The following is a 19,980-nucleotide window of genomic DNA, read 5'->3' on the forward strand; positions in this document are numbered from 1 at the left end:
GACACATCGAGCCGGCGATGGCCGTGGCGGACGCGATCCGCGCGCTCGACCCGTCCGCTGTGGTGACCGCGCTGGGCACCCAGCGCGGGCTCGAGACGACACTCGTTCCGGAGCGCGGCTACCCGCTGGAGCTGATCCCGCCGGTCCCGCTGCCGCGCAAGCCCACGATGGACTTGTTGCGTCTGCCCGGGAGACTGCGGCGCTCCATCGCCGCGACGCGCGAGGTCCTCGATCGAACCGACGCAGACGTGATCGTCGGTTTCGGCGGATACGTGGCGCTGCCCGCCTACCTCGCGGCCGGAGCCGGGTTGTCGCGTCGGCGCCGGAAGATCCCGATCGTCGTTCACGAGGCCAACGCGAGTGCCGGGATCGCCAACAAGATCGGCGCCCGCCGGGCTCGACGTGTGCTCGCGGCCGTTCCCGGCTCGGGGGTCGCCGCCAGGGGCTCCGCGGAGGCCGAGGTCGTGGGTATCCCGGTGCGTTCGTCGATCACGGGTCTGGACCGGGCGGCGTTGCGGGCGCAGGCGCGGGAGCACTTCGGTCTGCCCGCCGACGGGCCGGTGCTGCTGGTGTTCGGCGGCTCGCAGGGCGCGCGGTCGCTCAACGAGGCCGTCGTCGGTGCTGCACCGCAACTGGCGGCCGCCGGTGTGTCGGTGCTGCACGCCTACGGGCCCAAGAACTCGGTGGACGTGGAGTCCCGTCCGGAGGCACCGTACGTGGCGGTGCCCTATCTCAAGCAGATGGATCTCGCCTATTCGGCGGCGGACGCCGTGATCTGTCGCTCCGGTGCGATGACGGTCGCCGAGGTGTCCGCGGTGGGCCTGCCCGCCGTCTACGTGCCGTTGCCGCACGGAAACGGCGAACAGGAACTCAACGCCCGTCCCGTCGTCGCGGCCGGCGGTGGGATGATCGTGGCAGACGCGGAACTGACGCCGCAGTTCGTAGCGGACACCGTCGTACCGCTGCTCGGTGACCGAGCGCGGCTCGACGAGATGGGTCGCTGCGCGGCCGGCGCCGGTCACCGCAGCGCAGCCGCTGCGGTCGCGCAGATCGTTGTCGACGTAGCAAGGGGAAACCGATGAGCGAGCAGCTACCCGTGGGTCTCGAGCGGGTGCACATGGTCGGGATCGGCGGTGCCGGCATGTCCGGTATCGCGCGCATTCTCCTCGCTCGCGGTGGCCAGGTGTCCGGCTCCGACGCGAAGGAGAGCCGGGGTGTGCTGTCGCTGCGGGCGCGGGGCGCCGTGGTGCGCATCGGGCACGACGCGAGCGCGCTCGATCTGTTGCCGGGCGGCCCGACCGCGGTCGTGACGACGCACGCCGCGATCCCCAAGGACAACCCCGAGCTGGTGGAAGCGGCCGCACGCGGGATCCCGGTGATCCTCCGGCCGGCGGTCCTGGCATCGCTGATGCGGGGCCATCGCACACTCCTGGTGTCCGGGACCCACGGGAAGACGTCGACCACCTCGATGCTCGTGGTCGCGTTGCAGCACTGCGGTTTCGATCCGTCGTTCGCGGTCGGCGGCGAGTTGAACGAGGCGGGCACCAACGCGCACCACGGCACGGGGGACGTCTTCGTCGCCGAGGCCGACGAGAGCGACGGCTCCCTCCTTCAGTACGACCCCGACGTGGTCATCGTCACCAACGTCGAGGCGGACCACCTCGACTTCTTCGGCACGAGCGACGCCTACGTCCAGGTCTTCGACGACTTCGTCGCCCGGATAGCGCCGGACGGTCTGCTGGTGGCGTGTCTCGACGACCCGGGATCGGCGGCGCTCGCGCGCCGCACGCTCGAGTCGGGTCGCGGCGACATTCGCGTCGTCGGCTACGGCTCCGCGGCGGGCGTGGCTGCGGCCGGTCCCGTGCCCGTCGGAGTCGAGCTGGTGGCGTGGGAGGCCCGGGACACGGGGGGAGTGGCACGGATCCGCTTCGCCGGCGAGAACGCCGAGCGCACCCTGCGCCTGGGGATTCCCGGAAAGCACATGGCGCTCAACGCGCTTGCCGCGCTGCTCGCCGGCCGCGGCGCGGGGGCGTCGGTCGACGAACTGCTCGAGGGACTCGCCGGGTTCGGCGGCGTGCATCGGCGATTCCAGTTCACCGGTCGTGAGCGGGGCGTTCGGGTGTTCGACGACTACGCCCACCACCCGACGGAAGTACGTGCCGTGCTCGGCGCGGCACGCGATCTCGTGGCGGACGAGCGGCAGCCCGGCCGGGTCGTCGTGGTCTTCCAGCCTCATCTCTACTCGCGGACGGTCACGTTCGCGCAGGAGTTCGGCGAGGCGCTCGATCTCGCCGACGAGGTCGTGATCCTCGACGTCTACGGTGCCCGGGAGGAGCCGCTGCCGGGGGTGAGCGGTGCGCTGGTCGCGCAGTCGGTGACGAAACCCGTTCACTATCAGCCGGATCGATCGCAGGTGCCGCGCCAGGTCGCGGGCCTGGCCGAACCGGGTGACGTCGTGATCACGATGGGCGCGGGCGACGTGACCATGCTCGGCGGTCAGATCCTCGATGCGCTGCGCGCGCGGCCCAACGGCAATCGTTCGGCGGCAGCGGGATCCGGCTCGGAGCGGTCGTGACCTCGGATCGTCGGCGGCGGTCCCGGGACGGGAGGCCCGACGCGAGGCGGGACCGCCGTGTCCGCACCCGGCCTGGTGAACAGGTTTCCCGGGAGTCGTCTGTGCTGGTCGATGCGCCCGAGCCGACGGACCGGGCCGGCCGCGGATCAGCGGACCGGGCCCGCGCCAGGTCGTTGCGCCGCAAGGTCTTCCTGATCGGCGGGGTGGCGACCGTGTTGATCGGCGCGTTGGCGGCGACGCTGTGGTTCAGCCCACTGATGTCCGTCCACACAGTCACCTTCGTCGGTGACGGTGTGCTGACATCGGAAGAAGTGCTGGCGCAGGCCGGGATCGAGCAGGGTACGCCGTTGCTGCGGGTCGACACGGCTGCCGCCGCGCAGCGGGTCGCGGGCATACCGCGGGTCGCCGAGGCGAGAGTGCGGCGGGAGTACCCGTCGACCGTCGAAGTGTCGGTCACCGAACGGATTCCGGTGGTGTTCTTCGATTCCCCGGAAGGCACCCACCTGATGGACGACACCGGGGTGGATTTCGCGATCGAGCCGCCACCGTTCGGTGTGGTGCGCCTGGTGACACCGACGCCGGGGCGCGACGACCATGCGACCCAGGCCGCCCTCGACGTGCTCGAGGTGCTGCCGGAGTCGGTGCGGTTCCAGGTCGCCGAGGTTGCCGCGCCGACGATTTCGAGTGTCTCGGCTACTCTTGTGGACGGACGTGTCGTGGTGTGGGGCAGTGCCGAGGACTCCGAGAGGAAGTCGGCGGTGGTGTCCGTGCTGTTGACGCAGCCCGGCCGGATCTTCGACGTGTCGAGTCCCGAGTTGCCCACAGTAAAGTGATGGGTGATCCCGGGAGCGCACGCCGCGATCGGGGTCAGGGGCAACCACGCCCCGCAAAAACTTGGCGCGTGTCGGCGCGCCTGCTGGCGGATCGCTGTGGCACTGCATAGCGTTTCGCTCCGAGGGACTACTTGACATAACCTTGACCCTGTGGTTGAGGTTGAGGGTTTTCCGGCAATCACCCCTTAGTACGAGCGCGAAACCCACTCACGGAAGGCGAGAGCCCATGACGCCCCCGCACAACTACCTCGCCGTAATCAAGGTCGTCGGTATCGGCGGCGGCGGCGTCAACGCGGTCAACCGCATGATCGAGCAGGGACTCAAGGGAGTCGAGTTCATCGCGGTCAACACCGACGCGCAGGCTCTGCTGATGTCCGACGCCGACGTCAAGCTCGATGTCGGACGCGAACTGACCCGCGGCCTCGGCGCCGGCGCCGATCCCGAGGTCGGCCGCAAGGCCGCCGAGGATCACAAGGACGAGATCGAGGAAGTGCTCAAGGGCGCGGACATGGTCTTCGTCACGGCAGGCGAGGGTGGTGGCACCGGAACCGGTGGCGCGCCCGTCGTCGCGAGCATCGCGCGCAAGCTCGGCGCGCTCACCATCGGTGTCGTCACTCGCCCGTTCTCGTTCGAGGGCAAGCGTCGTGGCGGCCAGGCCGAGTCCGGCATCGCCGCGCTGCGTGAGTCCTGCGACACGCTGATCGTCATTCCCAACGACCGCCTGCTCCAGCTCGGCGACGCGGCGGTGAGCCTGATGGACGCGTTCCGCAGCGCCGACGAGGTTCTCCTGAACGGTGTCCAGGGCATCACCGACCTGATCACCACCCCGGGTCTGATCAACGTCGACTTCGCGGACGTCAAGAGCGTCATGTCCGGCGCCGGTAGCGCGCTCATGGGCATCGGCTCTTCGCGGGGCGAGGGCCGGTCGATCAAGGCGGCGGAGACGGCGATCAATTCGCCTCTGCTCGAGGCGTCGATGGAGGGTGCGCGGGGCGTGCTGCTGTCGATCGCGGGCGGCTCGGATCTGGGCCTGTTCGAGATCAACGAGGCCGCGTCGCTGGTCCAGGAGGCCGCGCACATCGACGCCAACATCATCTTCGGCACGGTCATCGACGATTCGCTCGGCGACGAGGTGCGGGTCACCGTCATCGCGGCGGGCTTCGACGGCGGCGCTCCCGTGAAGCGTCCGCTCGAGGTCCAGTCCGCGATCGGCCGCGGCAACATCGGCGCCGGTCGCGCCGGTGAGGTCGGACAGTCCGATCGTGCGGCAGCGCCTGCGCCCCCGGCCGCGCCCGCCGAGCCGGCTCCGGCCGCTCCGCGTGAGCCGGTCGGCACGCCGACCGGCGGTTCCAGTCTCCCGCCGCTCGGGTCCGCCGGGTCGCGTGCAATGCCGGTCGGCAACGAGGACGGCGAGGACGACGACGTCGACGTGCCTTCCTTCATGCGCCGTTGAGCGGGGCAGCTGTGACGGGTGTTCGCGTCCGTCGGGTCGTCACCAGTCGATCCGGCGGGGTGTCGGCGGCGCCCTACGAATCGTTCAACCTCGGCGACCACGTCGGTGACGATCCCGCGGCGGTCGAGGCGAATCGGCGTCGGCTCGCCGAGGGGATCGGGCTACCGTTCGAGCGCCTGGTCTGGATGGAACAGATCCACAGTCGCAACGTGACCGTGGTCGACGGGCCGGTCGACGGACCCGTGCCGGCCACGGACGCCCTCGTGACGAAGGTGCCGGGCCTGGCCCTGGTCACGCTGAGTGCCGACTGTGTGCCGATCCTGCTGTCGGACGACGAGGCGGGAGTGATCGCGGCGGTGCACGCAGGCCGGATCGGCGCCCGCATCGGGATCGTTCCCAAGGTGATCGGCGCGATGATCGAGCAGGGCGCGCGCCCCGAGCGGATCGGTGCCTTCCTCGGGCCCGCGGCCAGCGGTCGCCAGTACGAGGTGCCCGCCGCGATGCAGGCCGACGTGGAGAAGTTCCTCCCGGGCAGTGCGACGCGGACCGCGAAGGGGACACCCGGGCTCGATCTGCGGGCGGGACTGCGCCGCCAGCTGCTCGCTGCGGGGATCTCGGGCGTCGCGGAGGACCCGCGTTGCACGATCGAGGACCCGACTCTGTTCAGCCACCGCCGCGGCGCACCGACCGGCCGACTGGCCGCAGTGATCTGGATGGATCCGTCCGGGCTCGAGTGACGGAGGAGAGTTGACTGTCGGGATGGGTAGGCACGAGGAAGTCGCGTCGGCCCTGACGCGTGTGCGCGCCAGGCTGGATGCGGCGTGCCGCGACGCGGAGCGGGAGTCGGCCGAGGTCGACCTGCTGCCGGTGACGAAGTTCTTCCCGGCCTCGGATGTTCGGATCCTGTACGACCTCGGATGCAGGGCGTTCGGTGAGTCTCGGGAACCGGAGGCCGGCACGAAGGTTGCGGATTTCTCTGCCGACCCGGATGTGACCGAACCCGTGCACTGGCACATGATCGGCCGCCTCCAGCGGAACAAGGTGAAGTCCGTGGTGCGCTGGGCCGACACGGTCCACTCGCTCGACAGCAGCCGTCTCACGGATGCGCTGTCGGGGGCCGTCTCCGCCGCGCTGGATGCGGGGGAGCGCTCGCGCCCGGTCGAGGCGCTGATCCAGGTGAGTCTGGACGGCGATCCGACGCGGGGCGGCGTTTCCGTCACGGACCTCGACGCCCTGGCCGACGAGGTCGCGTCCGCGCGAGGTCTCGAACTGGGCGGACTGATGGCAGTGCCGCCGCTGGGCGCCGACCCCGATGCCGCCTTCGCGCAGTTGCGCGAGGTGCACGCCGACCTGATGCGGGTGCACCCGGGTGCGCGAACTCTCTCGGCCGGGATGACCGGAGACCTGGAGGCCGCCGTCCGTCACGGATCGACGTGCGTGCGTGTCGGAACTGCGCTGCTCGGCTCTCGACCGATAGTCTCGAAATGATCACCAGTCACATACGGAACACCAGCCACACCCGGATCTCTGCGGTCGACCGCAGGATTAGCCAGTATCAGTCCGCCGCGCCCAGGAAGGTCGATCAATGAGCAGCCTGCACAAGTTCAAGGCTTACTTCGGCATGGTTCCCCTCGAGGATTTCGAGGACGACTACATCGACGAGCCCGGTCAGGGCCGTCGCGAATACGCGGAACCGGGTTACGCGTCGGCACGCCGCGACGAGGTCGACAGCGACTTCGATCGCTACGAGCCCGCACCCCGGCCGTCTCATCAGCGCGTCGAGTCGATCGCCCCGCGTGGTGGCGCCCCGCGCCCGACCCGCGGTGCCCTCGCCGTCGACCCGCGGATCGATCGCGTCGAAAGTCGCCGGTCGACGCTCGACGAGAGCGGTCCGCTGTCCAAGATCACGACGCTGCGTCCGCGCGACTACGGCGAGGCCCGCACGATCGGTGAGCGGTTCCGCGACGGCTCGCCGGTGATCATGGACCTGGTCGAGATGAGCAACGCCGACGCCAAGCGTCTGGTCGACTTCGCAGCCGGCCTCGCATTCGCGCTGCGCGGATCCTTCGACAAGGTCGCCACCAAGGTGTTCCTGCTGTCGCCCGCCGACATCGACGTTTCGGCGGAGGAGCGGCGTCGGATCGCGGAGACCGGCTTCTACAACCAGAAGTGACCCCGGGCGCGGTCGGCCGGCTCGTGTGACCCGGCCGGTCGCTTCGCGCGATTGTGACGCGCGACTCGGCTACCCGAATGGTTTTGATCGACTGGTTCCCGTCAGGCAGAGTGAAGGTGTGGCCGTGTTCTCGGTGATCTACGTGATCCTGTTCATCTTCTGGTTGTTGCTCATCGGGCGGATCATCGTCGAGTTCATCAGAGTCTTCGCTCGTGAGTGGCGTCCGACGGGTTTCGTCGTCGTCGTCCTCGAGACGATCTTCACGATCACCGACCCGCCGGTGAAGCTTCTGCGCCGCCTGATCCCCCCGATCTCGCTCGGTGGGGTCCGGCTCGATCTGTCGATCATGGTGCTGCTGTTCCTGCTCTTCATCCTCATGCAGGTGGTCGCAGGACTGGCGTCACCCGCAGGTTTCGTGTGACAGAATGGCCCGCAGTTACAGTGTGACTGGTAACGAAATGGTTAACGAGTACGCGCAATGCGCTAGAACCGAATGCGTGCTAGACCGCCAAATGACGCGTGAAGGGATCCTTCCATGCCGCTGACTCCAGCTGATGTGCACAACGTCGCGTTCAGCAAGCCTCCGATCGGGAAGCGTGGCTACAACGAGGACGAGGTAGACGCCTTCCTCGATCTGGTCGAGCAGGAGCTGTCGCGACTCATCGAGGAGAACGCAGATCTCCGTCAGCGTGTCGGCGAGCTCGACCAGGAGCTGGCCGAGGCCAAGAAGGCCCCGCGTCCCGCGGCGGCCGCTGCCCCCGCTCCGGCGCCCGAGCCGGAGCCGGTTCGCGTCGTCGAGCCGCCGAAGCCGGCGCCCGCGCCCGCACCGGCTCCCGCCGCTGCGCCGCGTGAGGACGCCAACATGCAGGCCGCGAAGGTGCTGGGTCTGGCGCAGGAGATGGCCGACCGCCTCACCGGCGATGCCAAGACCGAGGCCGAGCAGCTGCTCAGCGATGCTCGCACCAACTCCGAGCGTCTGGTGACGGATGCGCGCTCCAAGTCGGAGACGATGGTTGCCGACGCGAAGCAAAAGTCCGAGACGATGGTCTCCGACGCCAAGCAGAAGTCGGAGTCGCTGCTGTCCGACGCGCAGACTCGCTCCGAGACGCAGCTGCGTCAGGCCAAGGAGAAGGCCGACGCGTTGCAGGCGGACGCCGAGAAGAAGCACACCGAGATCATGGCGACGATCAACCAGCAGCGGTCGGTCCTCGAGGGCCGCATCGAACAGCTGAAGACGTTCGAGCGCGAGTACCGGGTGCGCCTCAAGTCGTACCTGGAGTCGCAGCTCGAGGAGCTCGAGCAGCGCGGATCGGCCGTTCCGGTCGACGGCGGCCAGGATACGTTCGGTCCGGGCGCGCAGGCGGGCTTCCAGTCGTACGCCAAGGGAAGCAACTGACCCCGAGCCGACGCCCGGCCGGCTCCCGAGCAGGGGGTGAATCGTGCTGGTCATGACGTTGGTCCTCGCCGCGGCCGGCTTCGGGCTGCTGGTGATCGCCCTGATGACGGGTTCCGTCATCTGGGCGTGGGGTTGCATTCTGGTCTGCGTCGCAGGCGCCGTCCTTCTGCTCGTCAGCGCGTTGGCGAGCAGGAAGGCGGTGCCCGGCCAGGCCGGGTCGGAGAGTCTGCCCGGCGAGACCGGACAGCAGGGGCTACCCGACCACGGTGATTCCGGGAGCGATTCCGCACAGGGTTAGACTGAACGAACATTCGGCGTCGATCCGGCCATCACCGGGGAGCCTTCGGAAGAACGGCCGATGCCCGGTGTGCTGCGTGCACCATCGGGCCCCGGCTCACTAGAACCGAACGGGTGGGCCCGTCACAGCTCAGTTGGAGAGGTTCGCCGCGCACGCGCGGCGGGCAAGCGGGGTGGTACCGCGGTCACGGCGCACCGGGCGTCGTCGTCGTCCCCGTGCCGGTAGTAGGGCACGAGGAGCCAAGCGGTGACCAGTAACGAATCCACCTCTCCCCAGACGAACGACGGGTACCCGCGCGTCGACATCGTCGGCGGACGCTCGACCGGTTCGGTGTCGTTCCCCGACCTCGAGCAGAAGGTGCTCGCGGCCTGGGCGGCGGACGACACCTTCCAAGCCAGCATCGAGAACCGCGACGGTGCCGAGGATTTCGTGTTCTACGACGGCCCGCCGTTCGCGAACGGCCTGCCGCACTACGGCCACCTGCTCACCGGCTACGTCAAGGACGTCGTACCGCGTTTCCAGACGATGCGCGGCAAGAAGGTCGACCGTCGCTTCGGCTGGGACTGCCACGGCCTGCCCGCCGAACTGGAGGCGGAGAAGCAGCTCGGCATCAAGGACAAGTCGCAGATCGATGCGATGGGTCTCGCGGAGTTCAACGCCTACTGCAAGCAGTCGGTCCTGCGCTACACCGACGAGTGGCGCGACTACGTCACCCGGCAGGCGCGGTGGGTCGACTTCGACAACGACTACAAGACCCTCGATCTGGACTTCATGGAGTCCGTGATGTGGGCGTTCAAGGAGCTCTACGACAAGGGCCTGATCTATCAGGGCTTCCGGGTGCTGCCGTACAGCTGGTACGAGCAGACCCCGCTGTCGAACCAGGAGACCCGGCTCGACGACGCGTACAAGATGCGTCAGGACCCCGCGGTCACCGTCGACATGGTGATCACCGCTCCGGGCAACGACCTCGACGGTGCGAACGCCCTGATCTGGACGACGACGCCGTGGACGCTGCCGTCCAACCTCGCGATCGCCGTCCACCCCGACGTCGACTACGTGCACGTCGCCGGCGCCGACGGCAAGACCTACCTCCTCGCGGCCGCTCGCGTCGCGCACTACGCTCGCGAGCTGGGCGAGGCGCCCGAGGTGCTCGGCGAGTACAAGGGTGCCGATCTGGTCGGGCTCGGCTACACCCCGCCCTTCGACTTCTTCCACGGCCCGGGCAAGGGTCACGAGAACGCGCACCGGGTGCTGTCGGCGGACTACGTCACCACCGAGTCCGGCACCGGAATCGTCCACCTCGCACCGGCTTTCGGTGAGGAGGACATGGACGTCGCGACGGCGAACGGTATCGAGATCGTGCAGCCGCTGGATCCGGGCGGCAAGTTCACCTCGATGGTCCCGCCGTACGAGGGCCTGCAGGTTTTCGACGCCAACCCGGTCATCATCAAGGACCTCAAGGCCGCCGGAAAGCTGTTGCGGCACGAGACGATCGAGCATTCGTACCCGCACAGCTGGCGCTCGGGTCAGCCGCTGATCTACATGGCGGTGCCGTCGTGGTTCGTCGCGGTCACCAAGTTCCGCGACCGGATGGTCGAGCTCAACCAGGAGATCACCTGGGTGCCGGAGCACATCAAGGACGGCCAGTTCGGCAAGTGGCTCGAGGGTGCGCGCGACTGGAACATCAGCCGTAACCGCTACTGGGGCAGCCCGATCCCGGTGTGGGTGTCGGACGATCCGTCGTACCCGCGCGTCGACGTCTACGGTTCGCTGGATCAGCTCGAGGCCGACTTCGGGGTGCGCCCGACGGATCTGCACCGTCCGATGATCGACGACCTGGTCCGCCCGAACCCGGACGACCCGACCGGCAAGTCGATGATGCGCCGCGTGCCCGAGGTCCTCGACTGCTGGTTCGAGTCGGGCTCGATGCCGTATGCGCAGGTGCACTACCCGTTCGAGAACCGGGACTGGTTCGACTCGCACTACCCGGGCGACTTCATCGTCGAGTACAACGGCCAGACTCGCGGTTGGTTCTACACGCTGCACGTGCTGGCGACCGCGCTGTTCGACCGTCCGGCGTTCAAGTGCGTTGCGGCGCACGGCATCGTCCTCGGCGACGACGGCCTCAAGATGAGCAAGTCCAAGGGCAACTACCCGGACGTCAAGGAGGTGTTCGACCGCGACGGCTCGGACGCCATGCGGTGGTTCCTGATGTCGTCGCCGATCCTGCGCGGCGGCAACCTGATCGTCACCGAACAGGGCATCCGTGAGGGTGTGCGTCAGGCGCTGCTGCCACTGTGGAACGCGTGGAGCTTCCTGCAGCTGTACGCGTCGAAGCCGGGGCAGTGGCGGACGGATTCGCCGAACGTGCTCGACAAGTACATCCTCGCGAAGCTCGCGGCCACGCGCGACGCGATCACCGACGCTCTCGATGTCACCGACATCGCGGGGGCGTGCGACGAGCTGCGCACGTTCTGCGACGCCCTCACCAACTGGTACGTGCGCCGTTCGCGCAGCCGGTTCTGGGACGAGGACCGCGACGCGATCGACACGCTGCACACCGTGCTCGAGGTGGTCACGCGGCTGGCGGCGCCGCTGCTGCCGATGGCGTCGGAGGTGATCTGGCGCGGACTGACAGGTGGCCGGTCGGTGCACCTGACGGACTGGCCGTCCGCGACCGAGTTGCCGGCCGATGCCGAGTTGGTCGCCGCGATGGACGACGTCCGTAGCGTGTGTTCGACGGTGCTCGGTTTGCGCAAGGCGCAGAACCTGCGCGTGCGCCTGCCGCTGCCCGAGGTGACGGTGGCGGCGCCGGACGCCGAGAAGATGCGCCCGTACCTGGGCCTGATCGCCGACGAGGTCAACGTCAAGAAGGTCGACCTCACCGAGGACGTCGACGTGCACGGCCGCTTCGAGTTGGTCGTCAACGCGCGTGCCGCGGGTCCGCGTCTGGGCAAGGACGTGCAGACGGTCATCAAGGCGGTCAAGGCCGGTGACTGGTCCGAGAAGGACGGCGTGGTGACGGTGTGGCCGGGGGGCGCTGCAGGCTCCGCTCCTGACTCGGGCATCGAGCTGCTGCCGTCCGAGTACACCCAGCGCCTCGTCGCGGCCGAGCCCGAGTCGACGGCGGCCCTGCCGGACGGTGCCGGCCTGGTCGTCCTGGATTCGCAGGTCACCGAGGAACTCGAGGCCGAGGGCTGGGCCAAGGACCGCATCCGCGAGCTGCAGGACGCGCGCCGGAATGCGGGACTCGATGTCTCCGATCGCATCTCGGTCACGCTGGAGGTGCCGGCCGAGCGTCTGGAATGGGCGACGCGTCACCGCGAGCTGATCGCGGGCGAGATCCTCGCGACGACGCTCGTGATCGGTGAGGTCGGCGGCGACGCCGTCGTCGAACTCGGCGAGGGTGTCCGTGCCGTGATCGTCAAGGCCTGATCGGCCGGCAGCGCTCCGGGCGGACGACGGGGCTTCCTGTCGTCCGCCCAGCGTAGTTTTCAGGCATGGTTTCCGCCGATCCCACCCGCAGCCGCCGGTGGGTCCTGCACCTCGACATGGACGCGTTCTTCGCGTCCGTCGAGCAGTTGACCCGTCCGACGTTGCGCGGACGCCCCGTGCTCGTCGGCGGCCTGGGCGGCCGGGGCGTGGTCGCCGGTGCCAGCTACGAGGCACGGGTGTACGGGGCGCACTCGGCGATGCCGATGCACCAGGCGCGGCGGTTGGTGGGCCCGGCCGCCGTCGTGCTGCCGCCGCGCGGCACCCTGTACGGGCACGTGAGTCGACAGGTGTTCGATGCACTGCGTGTGAAGATGCCTGTGCTCGAGCAGCTTTCGATGGACGAGGCATTCGGTGAGCCGGCCGAGCTGGTGGGGGCCGGCAAGGCGGAGGTGGAGCGCTACTGCGAGGAGTTGCGGGCGCTCGTGCTGGCGGAGACCGGACTGGTCGCGTCGATCGGTGCGGGCACCGGCAAGCAGGTGGCGAAGATCGCGTCGGGCCTCGCGAAGCCGAACGGGATCACCGTCGTCTCCCCGGACGCCCAGCAGCAGTTGATGTATGCGCTGCCGGTGCGGAAGCTGTGGGGTGTCGGGCCCGTGGCGGAGGAGAAGCTCAAGCGGCTCGGGATCGACACGATCGGCGCGCTCGCGGCGCTCCCCGACGCCGAGGTGGTGTCCGTGCTCGGCGGGACGATCGGACCGGGCCTGCACCGCCTGGCGCGGGGGATCGACGACCGCCCGGTCGCCGAGCGCGCCGATGCCAAGCAGGTGAGCGCGGAGACCACGTTCGCCGAGGACATCGTCACGCTGGCCGCGTTGCGGCGCGCGGTCGACGCCAGCGCCGCGTCGGCGCACCGCCGGCTGGAACGGGACGGGCGGGCCGCGCGCACCGTGGTGCTCAAGCTCCGTAAGTCGGACATGAGCATCGTCACGCGATCGCTCACGTTGCCGTATGCGACGACGGATCTGCAGGTCCTCACCGCCACCGCGCAACGACAGGCGATCGACCCTCTCGAACTCGGTCCGATCCGACTCGTCGGGGTCGGCTTCGGTGGCCTGTCGGCGGTGAGCCAGGGGTCGCTGTTCCCGGAGCTCGACCAGGTGACGCCGGTGGAAGACGAAGAAGCCGAGGACGACTCGATCGGCGACGACGAGCCGGAGACGACGGTGCGCTGGCGGCCCGGGATGGACGTGGCGCATCCGGAGTACGGGCACGGCTGGGTGCAGGGCGCGGGCCACGGCGTGGTGACGGTGCGATTCGAGACGCGCAGCACGGGACGGGGGCCGTCACGTACATTCGAGGACGCCGATTGTGATCTGGTCGTCGCGGACGTGATCGACAGCCTGGCGTGAGGTCGGCCTCACCGCCGGTATTGTTGCTGTGAACGTGCGTGACAGCTGGGGTGGGCGGTCACTGTGCCCGAGCACCCGGCCAAGCCCGAACCGTGTTCGACCGAATGTGTTCGACCGAGAATGTAAAGGACAAGCACTTGAAGCTCCGGAAGATGACCATTGCCGGTGTGGCGATCGCCGCTGCTCTGACCATGACGGCCTGCTCGGACGACAGCGGGAGCAGCGAGCGCACCACGGCGCAGCAGACGACCACGACCGCGGCGGCCACGCCGACGCTCGCTCCGCCGACGCCCGCCGAACTCAACGCGGCGTTGGCCACGGCCTTCGACGAGAGCATCCCGGTCGAGCAGAAGGCGCAGCTGGTGCAGGGCGCCGAGGCCGATCCCGAGCTGATCAACCAGGTCGCCAAGGCCGCCAAGGACGCCGGCGCCACCATCAACGTCGTCGACGTGACCCCGACCGGTGACGACACCGTCACCGCCGGTGTCGAGCTGGTCATCAACGGCCAGAACAACCCCGCCACGGTCGACTTCGTCGCCGAGGACGGCGTGTGGAAGATGTCGAAGTCGTACGCGTGCCAGCTCGTGACGATGGCTCAGCTGACCTCGCCGGCCTGCCCCGCGTAGTCGCTCACGAACGAAGAACCGATGCCGGCGCCACCTCACGGTGACGCCAGCATCGGTGTGTCCGGCCGCGTTTCGTCAGCCGGTCGGCGCAGCCGCGTGGATCCGCTCGGTGGCGGCACGGGCGAGTCCGTCGAGGACGCCACCGTCGATCGGGTCGGGGCCGGTCGCCACCACCTGCACCACCGTCGAATCGACGACCGCGACCACGGCGTCGGACACCAGCGAGAACCCGTCGCTGGTGGTGACGAGGCGGATTGCGGTGGAGGCGTCACCGACCGCGGGCATCGCGAGCGGTTCTACGCGATAGTCGACCGCTACCCCCTCGCTGTCGGTGCCGGTGTAGGCGGTGCACGCCCGCATCGTGGTCTGCACGGTCGAGAAGGCCTCGGCCGCACCGGTTCCGGGGAAGCTCGCGGCGTCGACGTCGATACTCGTGAAGCCGGGGCCCGAGAAGTTGGACTCGGCATCGGCCGCCGCTCCGCGCGCTTGACGGGCGATCGTGTCCAGCACGTTCGCGCACCGGGTGGGGTTGGTCGCCGGCTGCGCGGGGGCCTCGTCGGCCGGGTCGTCGGGGTTGGCGGCGGTAGGCAGGGCGACGAAGCCGACGGGCAGGTCGGGTGCGGTGAGCAGCGCGGCACGCAGTGCGGCAGGGTCGGTGATCGGGCCGGTCGCCGGCTGGGCCGGTGCGGTCACCACCGGGCCGAGGTCGGAAGGCGCGGACGTCGAACCGGTTCCGGACGCGGACCCCGACTCCGGTTCGGACGATCCGCACGCCACGAGCCCACCGGTCACCGCGATCGCGGTGACCGCGACCGCGACCCGCGTCAGCCGGCCCACTCGACCCGCTCGCTCGTGATCTGGCGCAGATGCATCGTGTCCGAGGGATCGCTGAAGGACTGGCTGCCCTCGGCGGAGATCGCGCCGGCGACGGGCAACGGCACGCTCAGGTCGATGACGACGTTGCCTTCGCCGCGCAGCGCGAACGAGTCGACGTTCAGGGCGCCCGCGCCGTTCGGCAGCTGGAAGACCGCGGAGGTGGGCGTCTGCTCCACCAGGACGTCGACGGTGAGGCGGTTGCCGTCACGGGCGACGAGCTTCGCAGTCGTGACCTGGTCGACGGCGACGGCTCCCATGACCTGCTGGCGGATCTTCCACTCGGCGCCCACGCCGATGGGCTGCTCCGGGAACGCGACCGTGCGATAGACGGCCTGGTAGAAGGCCTGCTCGATCATCGCCCGCGCCTTGTTCTGAGCGTCGGGGTCGGGGCGCAGTCGCAGCGCCGTGATCGCGCCCGACAGGTTCATCGTGAACCCGGCGTGCGAGCCGGTAGCGGGTGCGAGCGCCTCGTCGGTGGCCTCGTCGGGGGTGCTGAGTTCGCCGAGCGTCAGGTCGACGGTCGTCGCCCCCGTGCTGTCCGAGGCGCCCTGCGTGACGAGAGCCGTCAGCGGCATCGTCAGGACGGGGCTGGAGACGTCCTGGGGGGCCTGTTCGTCGATCTGTTGCTGCACCGACGCCGTCGTGACGAGCCGCGCTTCCTGGCGGGTGCCCTGCGCGGGCCGGAACCGCACCACCGCCCGGGGTTCCGCACCGGCGTCGACGATCTCGGTCGTGGCGGCCGTCACGGGGACGGTGACCTCGTCGGAAGCGGCCCCGACCGCGTCGGGGCTGACGGGTGCTGCCTCGCCGCCGTTGCCGCACGCGGTGAGGAGGGTGAGGGAGAGGGTTGCCGCGACGAGCACGGTTCCCGAACGGAAGACTTTCGACGCAACTGGCACGCCAACAGGTTAGTCGGCGCGGGTGGCATGACCGGTCTGTCTCCCGCGTAAGGGATGATGGCGTGGTGAGTGACGACCGCACCGACAGCGACGACGGCGCCGTGAAAGGTGAACCGATTCCCGAACCACCCGTCCCCGACCCCGGTGACGCCGCCGTGCCGCCCGCCGATTCCGGCCGCGACACCGCGTCGTCGCGGCCCCGGCGCATGCGGATGCTCGTGGTCATCGCGATCGTGGTGCTCGCGCTGGACCTGCTGACGAAGGTGCTGGCGGTCGCGCTGATCGACCCGAGGGATCCGGTCCGCATCATCGGCGACACGGTCACGCTGACGCTCATCCGCAACCCGGGCGCCGCGTTCTCGATGGCGACGGGCATGACGTGGCTGCTGACGCTCGTCGCGGTCGGCGTCGTGGTCGGCGTCATCAGGATCGGGCGCACGCTGCGGTCCCCGTGGTGGGCCCTGGGCCTGGGCCTGGTACTCGGCGGTGCGCTCGGCAACCTGATCGACCGGATCTTCCGGTCGCCGGGCCCGCTGCAGGGCCACGTCGTGGACTTCGTCTCGGTCGGCTGGTGGCCCGTCTTCAACGTCGCGGACTCGTCGATCGTCTGCGGCGCCGTCCTGTTGGTCGCGCTCACGTTGTTCGGCATCGAACCCAGTGGCGACAAGGTCTCGCGGAAGGGAGATGCGGAATGAGGGAGACACGATCGATGCCGGTGCCCGACGGGCTCGACGGCATGCGCGTCGACGCCGGCCTCGCGCGGCTCCTCGGACTCTCGCGCACCGCGGTGGCCACGCTCGCGGAGGAAGGCGCCGTCGTCGTCGACGGCTCCGCCGCCGGCAAGTCGGATCGGCTCGCGGCCGGCACGTGGCTCGAGGTGGAACTGCCGGAGCCGCCCCGCCCGCTCACCATCGAGGCCGAGCCGGTCGAGGGCATGGAGATCCTCTACGCGGACGACGACGTCGTCGCGGTCGACAAGCCGGTGGGCGTCGCGGCACACGCGAGCGTCGGCTGGACCGGCCCCACGGTGATCGGTGGTCTCGCGGCCGCCGGGTTCCGGATCTCGACGTCGGGCGCGCACGAGCGTCAGGGCATCGTGCACCGGCTCGACGTCGGCACGTCCGGCGTGATGGTCGTCGCGACGTCCGAGCGCGCCTACACCGTGCTCAAGCGGGCGTTCAAGCAGCGCACCATCGACAAGCGCTACCACGCGCTGGTGCAGGGGCATCCCGATCCGAGCAGCGGCACGATCGACGCGCCCATCGGACGCCACCGCAGCAACGACTGGAAGTTCGCGGTGACAGCGGACGGCAAGCCGAGCATCACGCACTACGACACCGTCGAGGCGTTCCAGGCGGCGAGCCTGCTCGACATCCACCTCGAGACCGGTCGCACCCACCAGATCCGCGTGCATTTCTCGGCGCTGCGGCACCCGTGCTGCGGTGACCTCACGTACGGCGCCGACCCGCGTCTGGCGGAGCGTCTCGGGCTCGAGCGGCAGTGGTTGCACGCCCGATCACTGGGGTTCGCGCACCCGGCCGACGGGCACTGGGTCGAGATCACGAGCGACTACCCCAAGGATCTGCAGCACGCGCTCGGAGTTCTGCGGGGCGCGTGAGATGAATTCGCGCACGTGGCCGGCCGTCGCTGCGACGGCCGCACTGGCGGTCGTCGTCGTCGCTCTCGGTGTGGCGAATCCGCCGCAGCCGGGGCGGGTGGGGACCGACGCGCTGGGGCCCGAGTCGGGTGAGCTGGTCGCGTCGTACCTGGAGCGGGCCGGCGCGTCGCTCGCCGACTCGCCGTCCGCCGACACCGTCGAGGATCGGTGGGCGCTGGTGTCGTTCGACGCGCCGGTGACGACATCGGTACTGCTGGACGCCGCGGCAGACCTGCGGATCTCCCAGGTGTTGTTCCGGGTGCCGGTCGAGCGCGTGCAGACGCCGATCGTCGCGGTTCCGGTCCCCGACAACGACATCGCGGTGCGCCGCGCGCCGTCGGTCGCGGCGGCCCGCCTGCAGGCGGGAATCGTCGGGCACGATCGCGGCTCACAGGTCGCCGCCTACTCTGCGGAGCGACTGTCCGAGGACTGCGCGTGCGTCGTGGGGGCGACGGTGCGGGGTTCGCTCGACCGGTTGCGCACGCTCGCGGCGGCGCCGGGCGTGAGGGCCGTGGAGGCGCTGCCGGGTGACGCTGTCGCCGGCGCGTTCTCGGTCAACCCGCTGTTGCCGACGCAGTCCACCTCGGTCGTTCCCGGGCCGGACGACGGGCCGGTGCCGGCCCTCGGCTGACGCGCCCGTGCCGCCGGAATCCGTCCGGCCGTGCGTGGGCGACGGCACAATGTCGAACGTGCCGAGAAGAGCGTTGACCGTCCTGCTCACCGCGTGCGCCGTGGCGGCGACGATGTCGTCGGCCGGGACCGCGACCGCGGGGACCTGGTCGACCGGATCGTCGGTGACTCCGACCCAGCTGGGTCCTTTGGTGAGCGCTGTCGCCGAACGTCTGTCGACGGCCGACGCGGTCGCCGCCGCCAAATGGGGGACCGGCAAGCCGATCGACGATCCGGCCCGGGAGGCCGAGGTGCTGCGCGCCGTCGCGGAGCAGGGCCGACGCGAGAACCTGGACCCGTCGCGGGTCGAGCAGGTCTTCCGCGATCAGATCGAGGCGAGCAAGGACGTCCAGCGCGGCCTCTTCGCCTACTGGAGCGCCGTGCCCCAGGCGGTGCCGGAGCCGCGGCCCGACCTGGCGAGCGTACGGCCGGTGCTGGATCGCCTGAACGTCGAGATCGTCGCGCAGATGAGCGCGCACCGGCGCGTGCTCGCCGGCCCGGGGTGCCTGCCGGATCTTCTCGAGGGTGCGGCGGACGTCGTCGCGTCGGGGCGACCCGACGTGCTGCATCAGGCGGGTCTGGCGCGGGCACTGCGGTCGGTGTGCGGCTGACCGGCCGTCAGCTCGGGGGATCGGCGACCGTGTGCTTGCGCAGGAACTCGATCGTCCGGTCCAGCGCGTTCCGGCCGTCGGCGTTGTCGAGGACGAACTGGTATTCGTGGGCCAACGCCGGCAGATGGTCGGCGGGATAGAAGAGCGCTGTCACGTCCACCCCCAGGCCCGTCAGCTTCGTCGCGAGGGCCTTGGACTGCTTCTCGGTGAGCCCGTCCGCGTTGCCGCCCGAGACGAAGGTGGGCGGAAACGCCTCGGTGACATGGTGCAGCGTCGACATCTGCGTCACCGATTCCGCTTTCGTGACGTCCTTGGTGCCGGTGTAGGCCCAGATCGACTCGGTGGTGCCCCAGCCGATGACGCCCGGGCCGCCGACCATGTTCGGTACGTCGTAGATGCCGCAGTTCAACACGATGCCGCGCAGGTGCTCGGGACGCAGCGCCGTCTCGATCCCGATCGCCCGGGCGTAGGCGGGGTTGGTCGCGATCACCGCGAGCTGGCTCGACAGCTGCGCTCCCGCCGAATCCCCGGCCAGCACGATGCGCCTCGGATCGACATGGAGGCGCTCGGCGTTCGCGAGGATGTACGCGTGGGCGTCGCGGAGTTGCTCGACGGCGGTCGGATACCGGTGCTCGGGGCCCACCGAGTAGTCGAGCGAGACGACGGTGAATCCTGCGGCGGCGATCAGTTCGTAGTAGGTCGCGTGGTTCGTCCGGTGCCCCGAGATCCAGGCCCCGCCGTGCGTCCAGACGACCGTCGGCAGCGCCTGCCCGGTGCCCGACAGTTCGGCGGGGAAGTAGACGTCGAGGTACGCGTCGGAGTCGCCGTCGCGGTACTGCTGCGCGGTGATCGAGGCGACTCCGCCGGGAGCGTGCCTGCGCATGGCCGCGGTGGTCCTTCCCGCGTCCCGGTCGAAGACTCGGCGCACGAGCATCGCACCGGGCCACGGACTGGTGACGAACGCCGCGACACCACCGGCGAGCAGGACGAGTGCTCCCAGGATCCGTCGCAGCCTGCGGTCGCCGATCGTCACGGGGTCCTCCTCGATTCGGATGGGTCGACGTGTGACG

At 69.8% G+C, this 19,980-nt stretch carries 20 protein-coding genes; 17 read left to right on the forward strand and 3 right to left on the reverse strand.

What is annotated here, in order from left to right:
* Positions 1-17: 17 nt before the first annotated feature.
* The 13 genes from ABEU20_RS02820 to ABEU20_RS02880 all read left to right on the forward strand — a co-directional run bounded on the left by ABEU20_RS02820 (position 18) and on the right by ABEU20_RS02880 (position 14,198).
* Positions 18-1,082: a UDP-N-acetylglucosamine--N-acetylmuramyl-(pentapeptide) pyrophosphoryl-undecaprenol N-acetylglucosamine transferase gene (locus tag ABEU20_RS02820; protein ID WP_420163136.1), complete on the forward strand. Its 1,065-nt coding sequence runs from the start codon at positions 18-20 to the stop codon at positions 1,080-1,082.
* Complete coding sequence (gene murC, locus ABEU20_RS02825; protein WP_420162844.1) at positions 1,079-2,575, forward strand: UDP-N-acetylmuramate--L-alanine ligase; 1,497 nt, start codon at positions 1,079-1,081, stop codon at positions 2,573-2,575. The genes ABEU20_RS02820 and murC overlap by 4 nt, the downstream gene beginning before the upstream one ends.
* Before the next feature lie 101 nt (positions 2,576-2,676).
* The gene (locus tag ABEU20_RS02830; RefSeq protein ID WP_420162845.1) at positions 2,677-3,408 is read left to right on the forward strand and encodes a cell division protein FtsQ/DivIB; all 732 of its coding nucleotides are present in this window, start codon (positions 2,677-2,679) and stop codon (positions 3,406-3,408) included.
* A gap of 226 nt (positions 3,409-3,634) precedes the next feature.
* Positions 3,635-4,861, forward strand: a complete 1,227-nt coding sequence (gene ftsZ, locus ABEU20_RS02835) for a cell division protein FtsZ (protein WP_420162846.1) — start codon at positions 3,635-3,637, stop codon at positions 4,859-4,861.
* A gap of 11 nt (positions 4,862-4,872) precedes the next feature.
* Positions 4,873-5,598, forward strand: a complete 726-nt coding sequence (gene pgeF / locus ABEU20_RS02840; RefSeq protein ID WP_420162847.1) for a peptidoglycan editing factor PgeF — start codon at positions 4,873-4,875, stop codon at positions 5,596-5,598.
* A 22-nt stretch (positions 5,599-5,620) separates the two neighbouring features.
* A complete protein-coding gene (locus tag ABEU20_RS02845; RefSeq protein ID WP_420162848.1) occupies positions 5,621-6,349 on the forward strand; it encodes a YggS family pyridoxal phosphate-dependent enzyme in 729 nt (242 codons plus the stop codon).
* A 97-nt stretch (positions 6,350-6,446) separates the two neighbouring features.
* Positions 6,447-7,034 (forward strand): cell division protein SepF, encoded by a 588-nt coding sequence (locus ABEU20_RS02850; RefSeq protein ID WP_420162849.1) that lies wholly within the window; start codon positions 6,447-6,449, stop codon positions 7,032-7,034.
* Between the two features lie 118 nt (positions 7,035-7,152).
* The gene (locus ABEU20_RS02855; RefSeq protein WP_420162850.1) at positions 7,153-7,455 is read left to right on the forward strand and encodes a YggT family protein; all 303 of its coding nucleotides are present in this window, start codon (positions 7,153-7,155) and stop codon (positions 7,453-7,455) included.
* Between the two features lie 114 nt (positions 7,456-7,569).
* Positions 7,570-8,430, forward strand: a complete 861-nt coding sequence (gene wag31, locus ABEU20_RS02860) for a DivIVA-like cell division protein Wag31 (RefSeq protein ID WP_420162851.1) — start codon at positions 7,570-7,572, stop codon at positions 8,428-8,430.
* Between the two features lie 43 nt (positions 8,431-8,473).
* Positions 8,474-8,728 carry a hypothetical protein gene (locus ABEU20_RS02865; protein ID WP_420162852.1) on the forward strand — a complete coding sequence of 85 codons (255 nt, stop codon included), beginning with the start codon at positions 8,474-8,476 and terminating at the stop codon, positions 8,726-8,728.
* A 246-nt stretch (positions 8,729-8,974) separates the two neighbouring features.
* Positions 8,975-12,163 (forward strand): isoleucine--tRNA ligase, encoded by a 3,189-nt coding sequence (ileS, locus tag ABEU20_RS02870; RefSeq protein ID WP_420162853.1) that lies wholly within the window; start codon positions 8,975-8,977, stop codon positions 12,161-12,163.
* A 65-nt stretch (positions 12,164-12,228) separates the two neighbouring features.
* Positions 12,229-13,572 carry a DNA polymerase IV gene (locus ABEU20_RS02875; RefSeq protein WP_420162854.1) on the forward strand — a complete coding sequence of 448 codons (1,344 nt, stop codon included), beginning with the start codon at positions 12,229-12,231 and terminating at the stop codon, positions 13,570-13,572.
* 152 nt (positions 13,573-13,724) lie between these two features.
* The gene (locus ABEU20_RS02880; RefSeq protein ID WP_420162855.1) at positions 13,725-14,198 is read left to right on the forward strand and encodes a hypothetical protein; all 474 of its coding nucleotides are present in this window, start codon (positions 13,725-13,727) and stop codon (positions 14,196-14,198) included.
* A 75-nt stretch (positions 14,199-14,273) separates the two neighbouring features.
* On the opposite strand, the gene ABEU20_RS02885 is transcribed toward ABEU20_RS02880, so the two are convergent.
* Complete coding sequence (locus ABEU20_RS02885) at positions 14,274-15,035, reverse strand: hypothetical protein (RefSeq protein ID WP_420162856.1); 762 nt, start codon at positions 15,033-15,035, stop codon at positions 14,274-14,276.
* Positions 15,023-15,973: a hypothetical protein gene (locus tag ABEU20_RS02890; protein WP_420162857.1), complete on the reverse strand. Its 951-nt coding sequence runs from the start codon at positions 15,971-15,973 to the stop codon at positions 15,023-15,025. The genes ABEU20_RS02885 and ABEU20_RS02890 overlap by 13 nt, the downstream gene beginning before the upstream one ends.
* A 62-nt stretch (positions 15,974-16,035) precedes the next feature.
* Here ABEU20_RS02890 and lspA point away from each other — a divergent pair, with 62 nt between their 5' ends.
* The 4 genes from lspA to ABEU20_RS02910 are packed head-to-tail and all read left to right on the forward strand — an operon-like array spanning position 16,036 to position 18,910.
* Complete coding sequence (gene lspA / locus ABEU20_RS02895; protein ID WP_420162858.1) at positions 16,036-16,668, forward strand: signal peptidase II; 633 nt, start codon at positions 16,036-16,038, stop codon at positions 16,666-16,668.
* Positions 16,665-17,591, forward strand: coding sequence for an RluA family pseudouridine synthase (locus ABEU20_RS02900; protein WP_420162859.1), 927 nt, complete (start codon positions 16,665-16,667; stop codon positions 17,589-17,591). The genes lspA and ABEU20_RS02900 overlap by 4 nt, the downstream gene beginning before the upstream one ends.
* Before the next feature lies 1 nt (position 17,592).
* Positions 17,593-18,261: a hypothetical protein gene (locus tag ABEU20_RS02905; protein ID WP_420162860.1), complete on the forward strand. Its 669-nt coding sequence runs from the start codon at positions 17,593-17,595 to the stop codon at positions 18,259-18,261.
* Between the two features lie 58 nt (positions 18,262-18,319).
* Entirely contained in the window at positions 18,320-18,910 is a 591-nt protein-coding gene (locus tag ABEU20_RS02910; protein ID WP_420162861.1) for a chorismate mutase, read from the forward strand.
* A 7-nt stretch (positions 18,911-18,917) separates the two neighbouring features.
* Here ABEU20_RS02910 and ABEU20_RS02915 read toward each other — a convergent pair whose 3' ends face one another.
* Positions 18,918-19,943 (reverse strand): alpha/beta hydrolase, encoded by a 1,026-nt coding sequence (locus tag ABEU20_RS02915; protein ID WP_420162862.1) that lies wholly within the window; start codon positions 19,941-19,943, stop codon positions 18,918-18,920.
* Positions 19,944-19,980 lie beyond the last annotated feature (37 nt).

It is taken from the genome of Rhodococcus parequi (assembly GCF_046042785.1).
Lineage (GTDB): Bacteria > Actinomycetota > Actinomycetes > Mycobacteriales > Mycobacteriaceae > Prescottella > Prescottella parequi.

Bases quoted from the DNA above. Each gene is read 5' to 3' on its own strand.
- ABEU20_RS02820 (WP_420163136.1), top strand. From the start codon at position 18: ATGGCCGTGGCGGACGCGATCCGCGCGCTCGACCCGTCCGCTGTGGTG.
- murC (WP_420162844.1), top strand. From the start codon at position 1,079: ATGAGCGAGCAGCTACCCGTGGGTCTCGAGCGGGTGCACATGGTCGGG.
- ftsZ (WP_420162846.1), top strand. From the start codon at position 3,635: ATGACGCCCCCGCACAACTACCTCGCCGTAATCAAGGTCGTCGGTATC.
- ABEU20_RS02845 (WP_420162848.1), top strand. From the start codon at position 5,621: ATGGGTAGGCACGAGGAAGTCGCGTCGGCCCTGACGCGTGTGCGCGCC.
- ABEU20_RS02850 (WP_420162849.1), top strand. From the start codon at position 6,447: ATGAGCAGCCTGCACAAGTTCAAGGCTTACTTCGGCATGGTTCCCCTC.
- wag31 (WP_420162851.1), top strand. From the start codon at position 7,570: ATGCCGCTGACTCCAGCTGATGTGCACAACGTCGCGTTCAGCAAGCCT.
- ABEU20_RS02875 (WP_420162854.1), top strand. From the start codon at position 12,229: ATGGTTTCCGCCGATCCCACCCGCAGCCGCCGGTGGGTCCTGCACCTC.
- ABEU20_RS02880 (WP_420162855.1), top strand. From the start codon at position 13,725: ATGACCATTGCCGGTGTGGCGATCGCCGCTGCTCTGACCATGACGGCC.
- ABEU20_RS02900 (WP_420162859.1), top strand. From the start codon at position 16,665: ATGAGGGAGACACGATCGATGCCGGTGCCCGACGGGCTCGACGGCATG.
- ABEU20_RS02905 (WP_420162860.1), top strand. From the start codon at position 17,593: ATGAATTCGCGCACGTGGCCGGCCGTCGCTGCGACGGCCGCACTGGCG.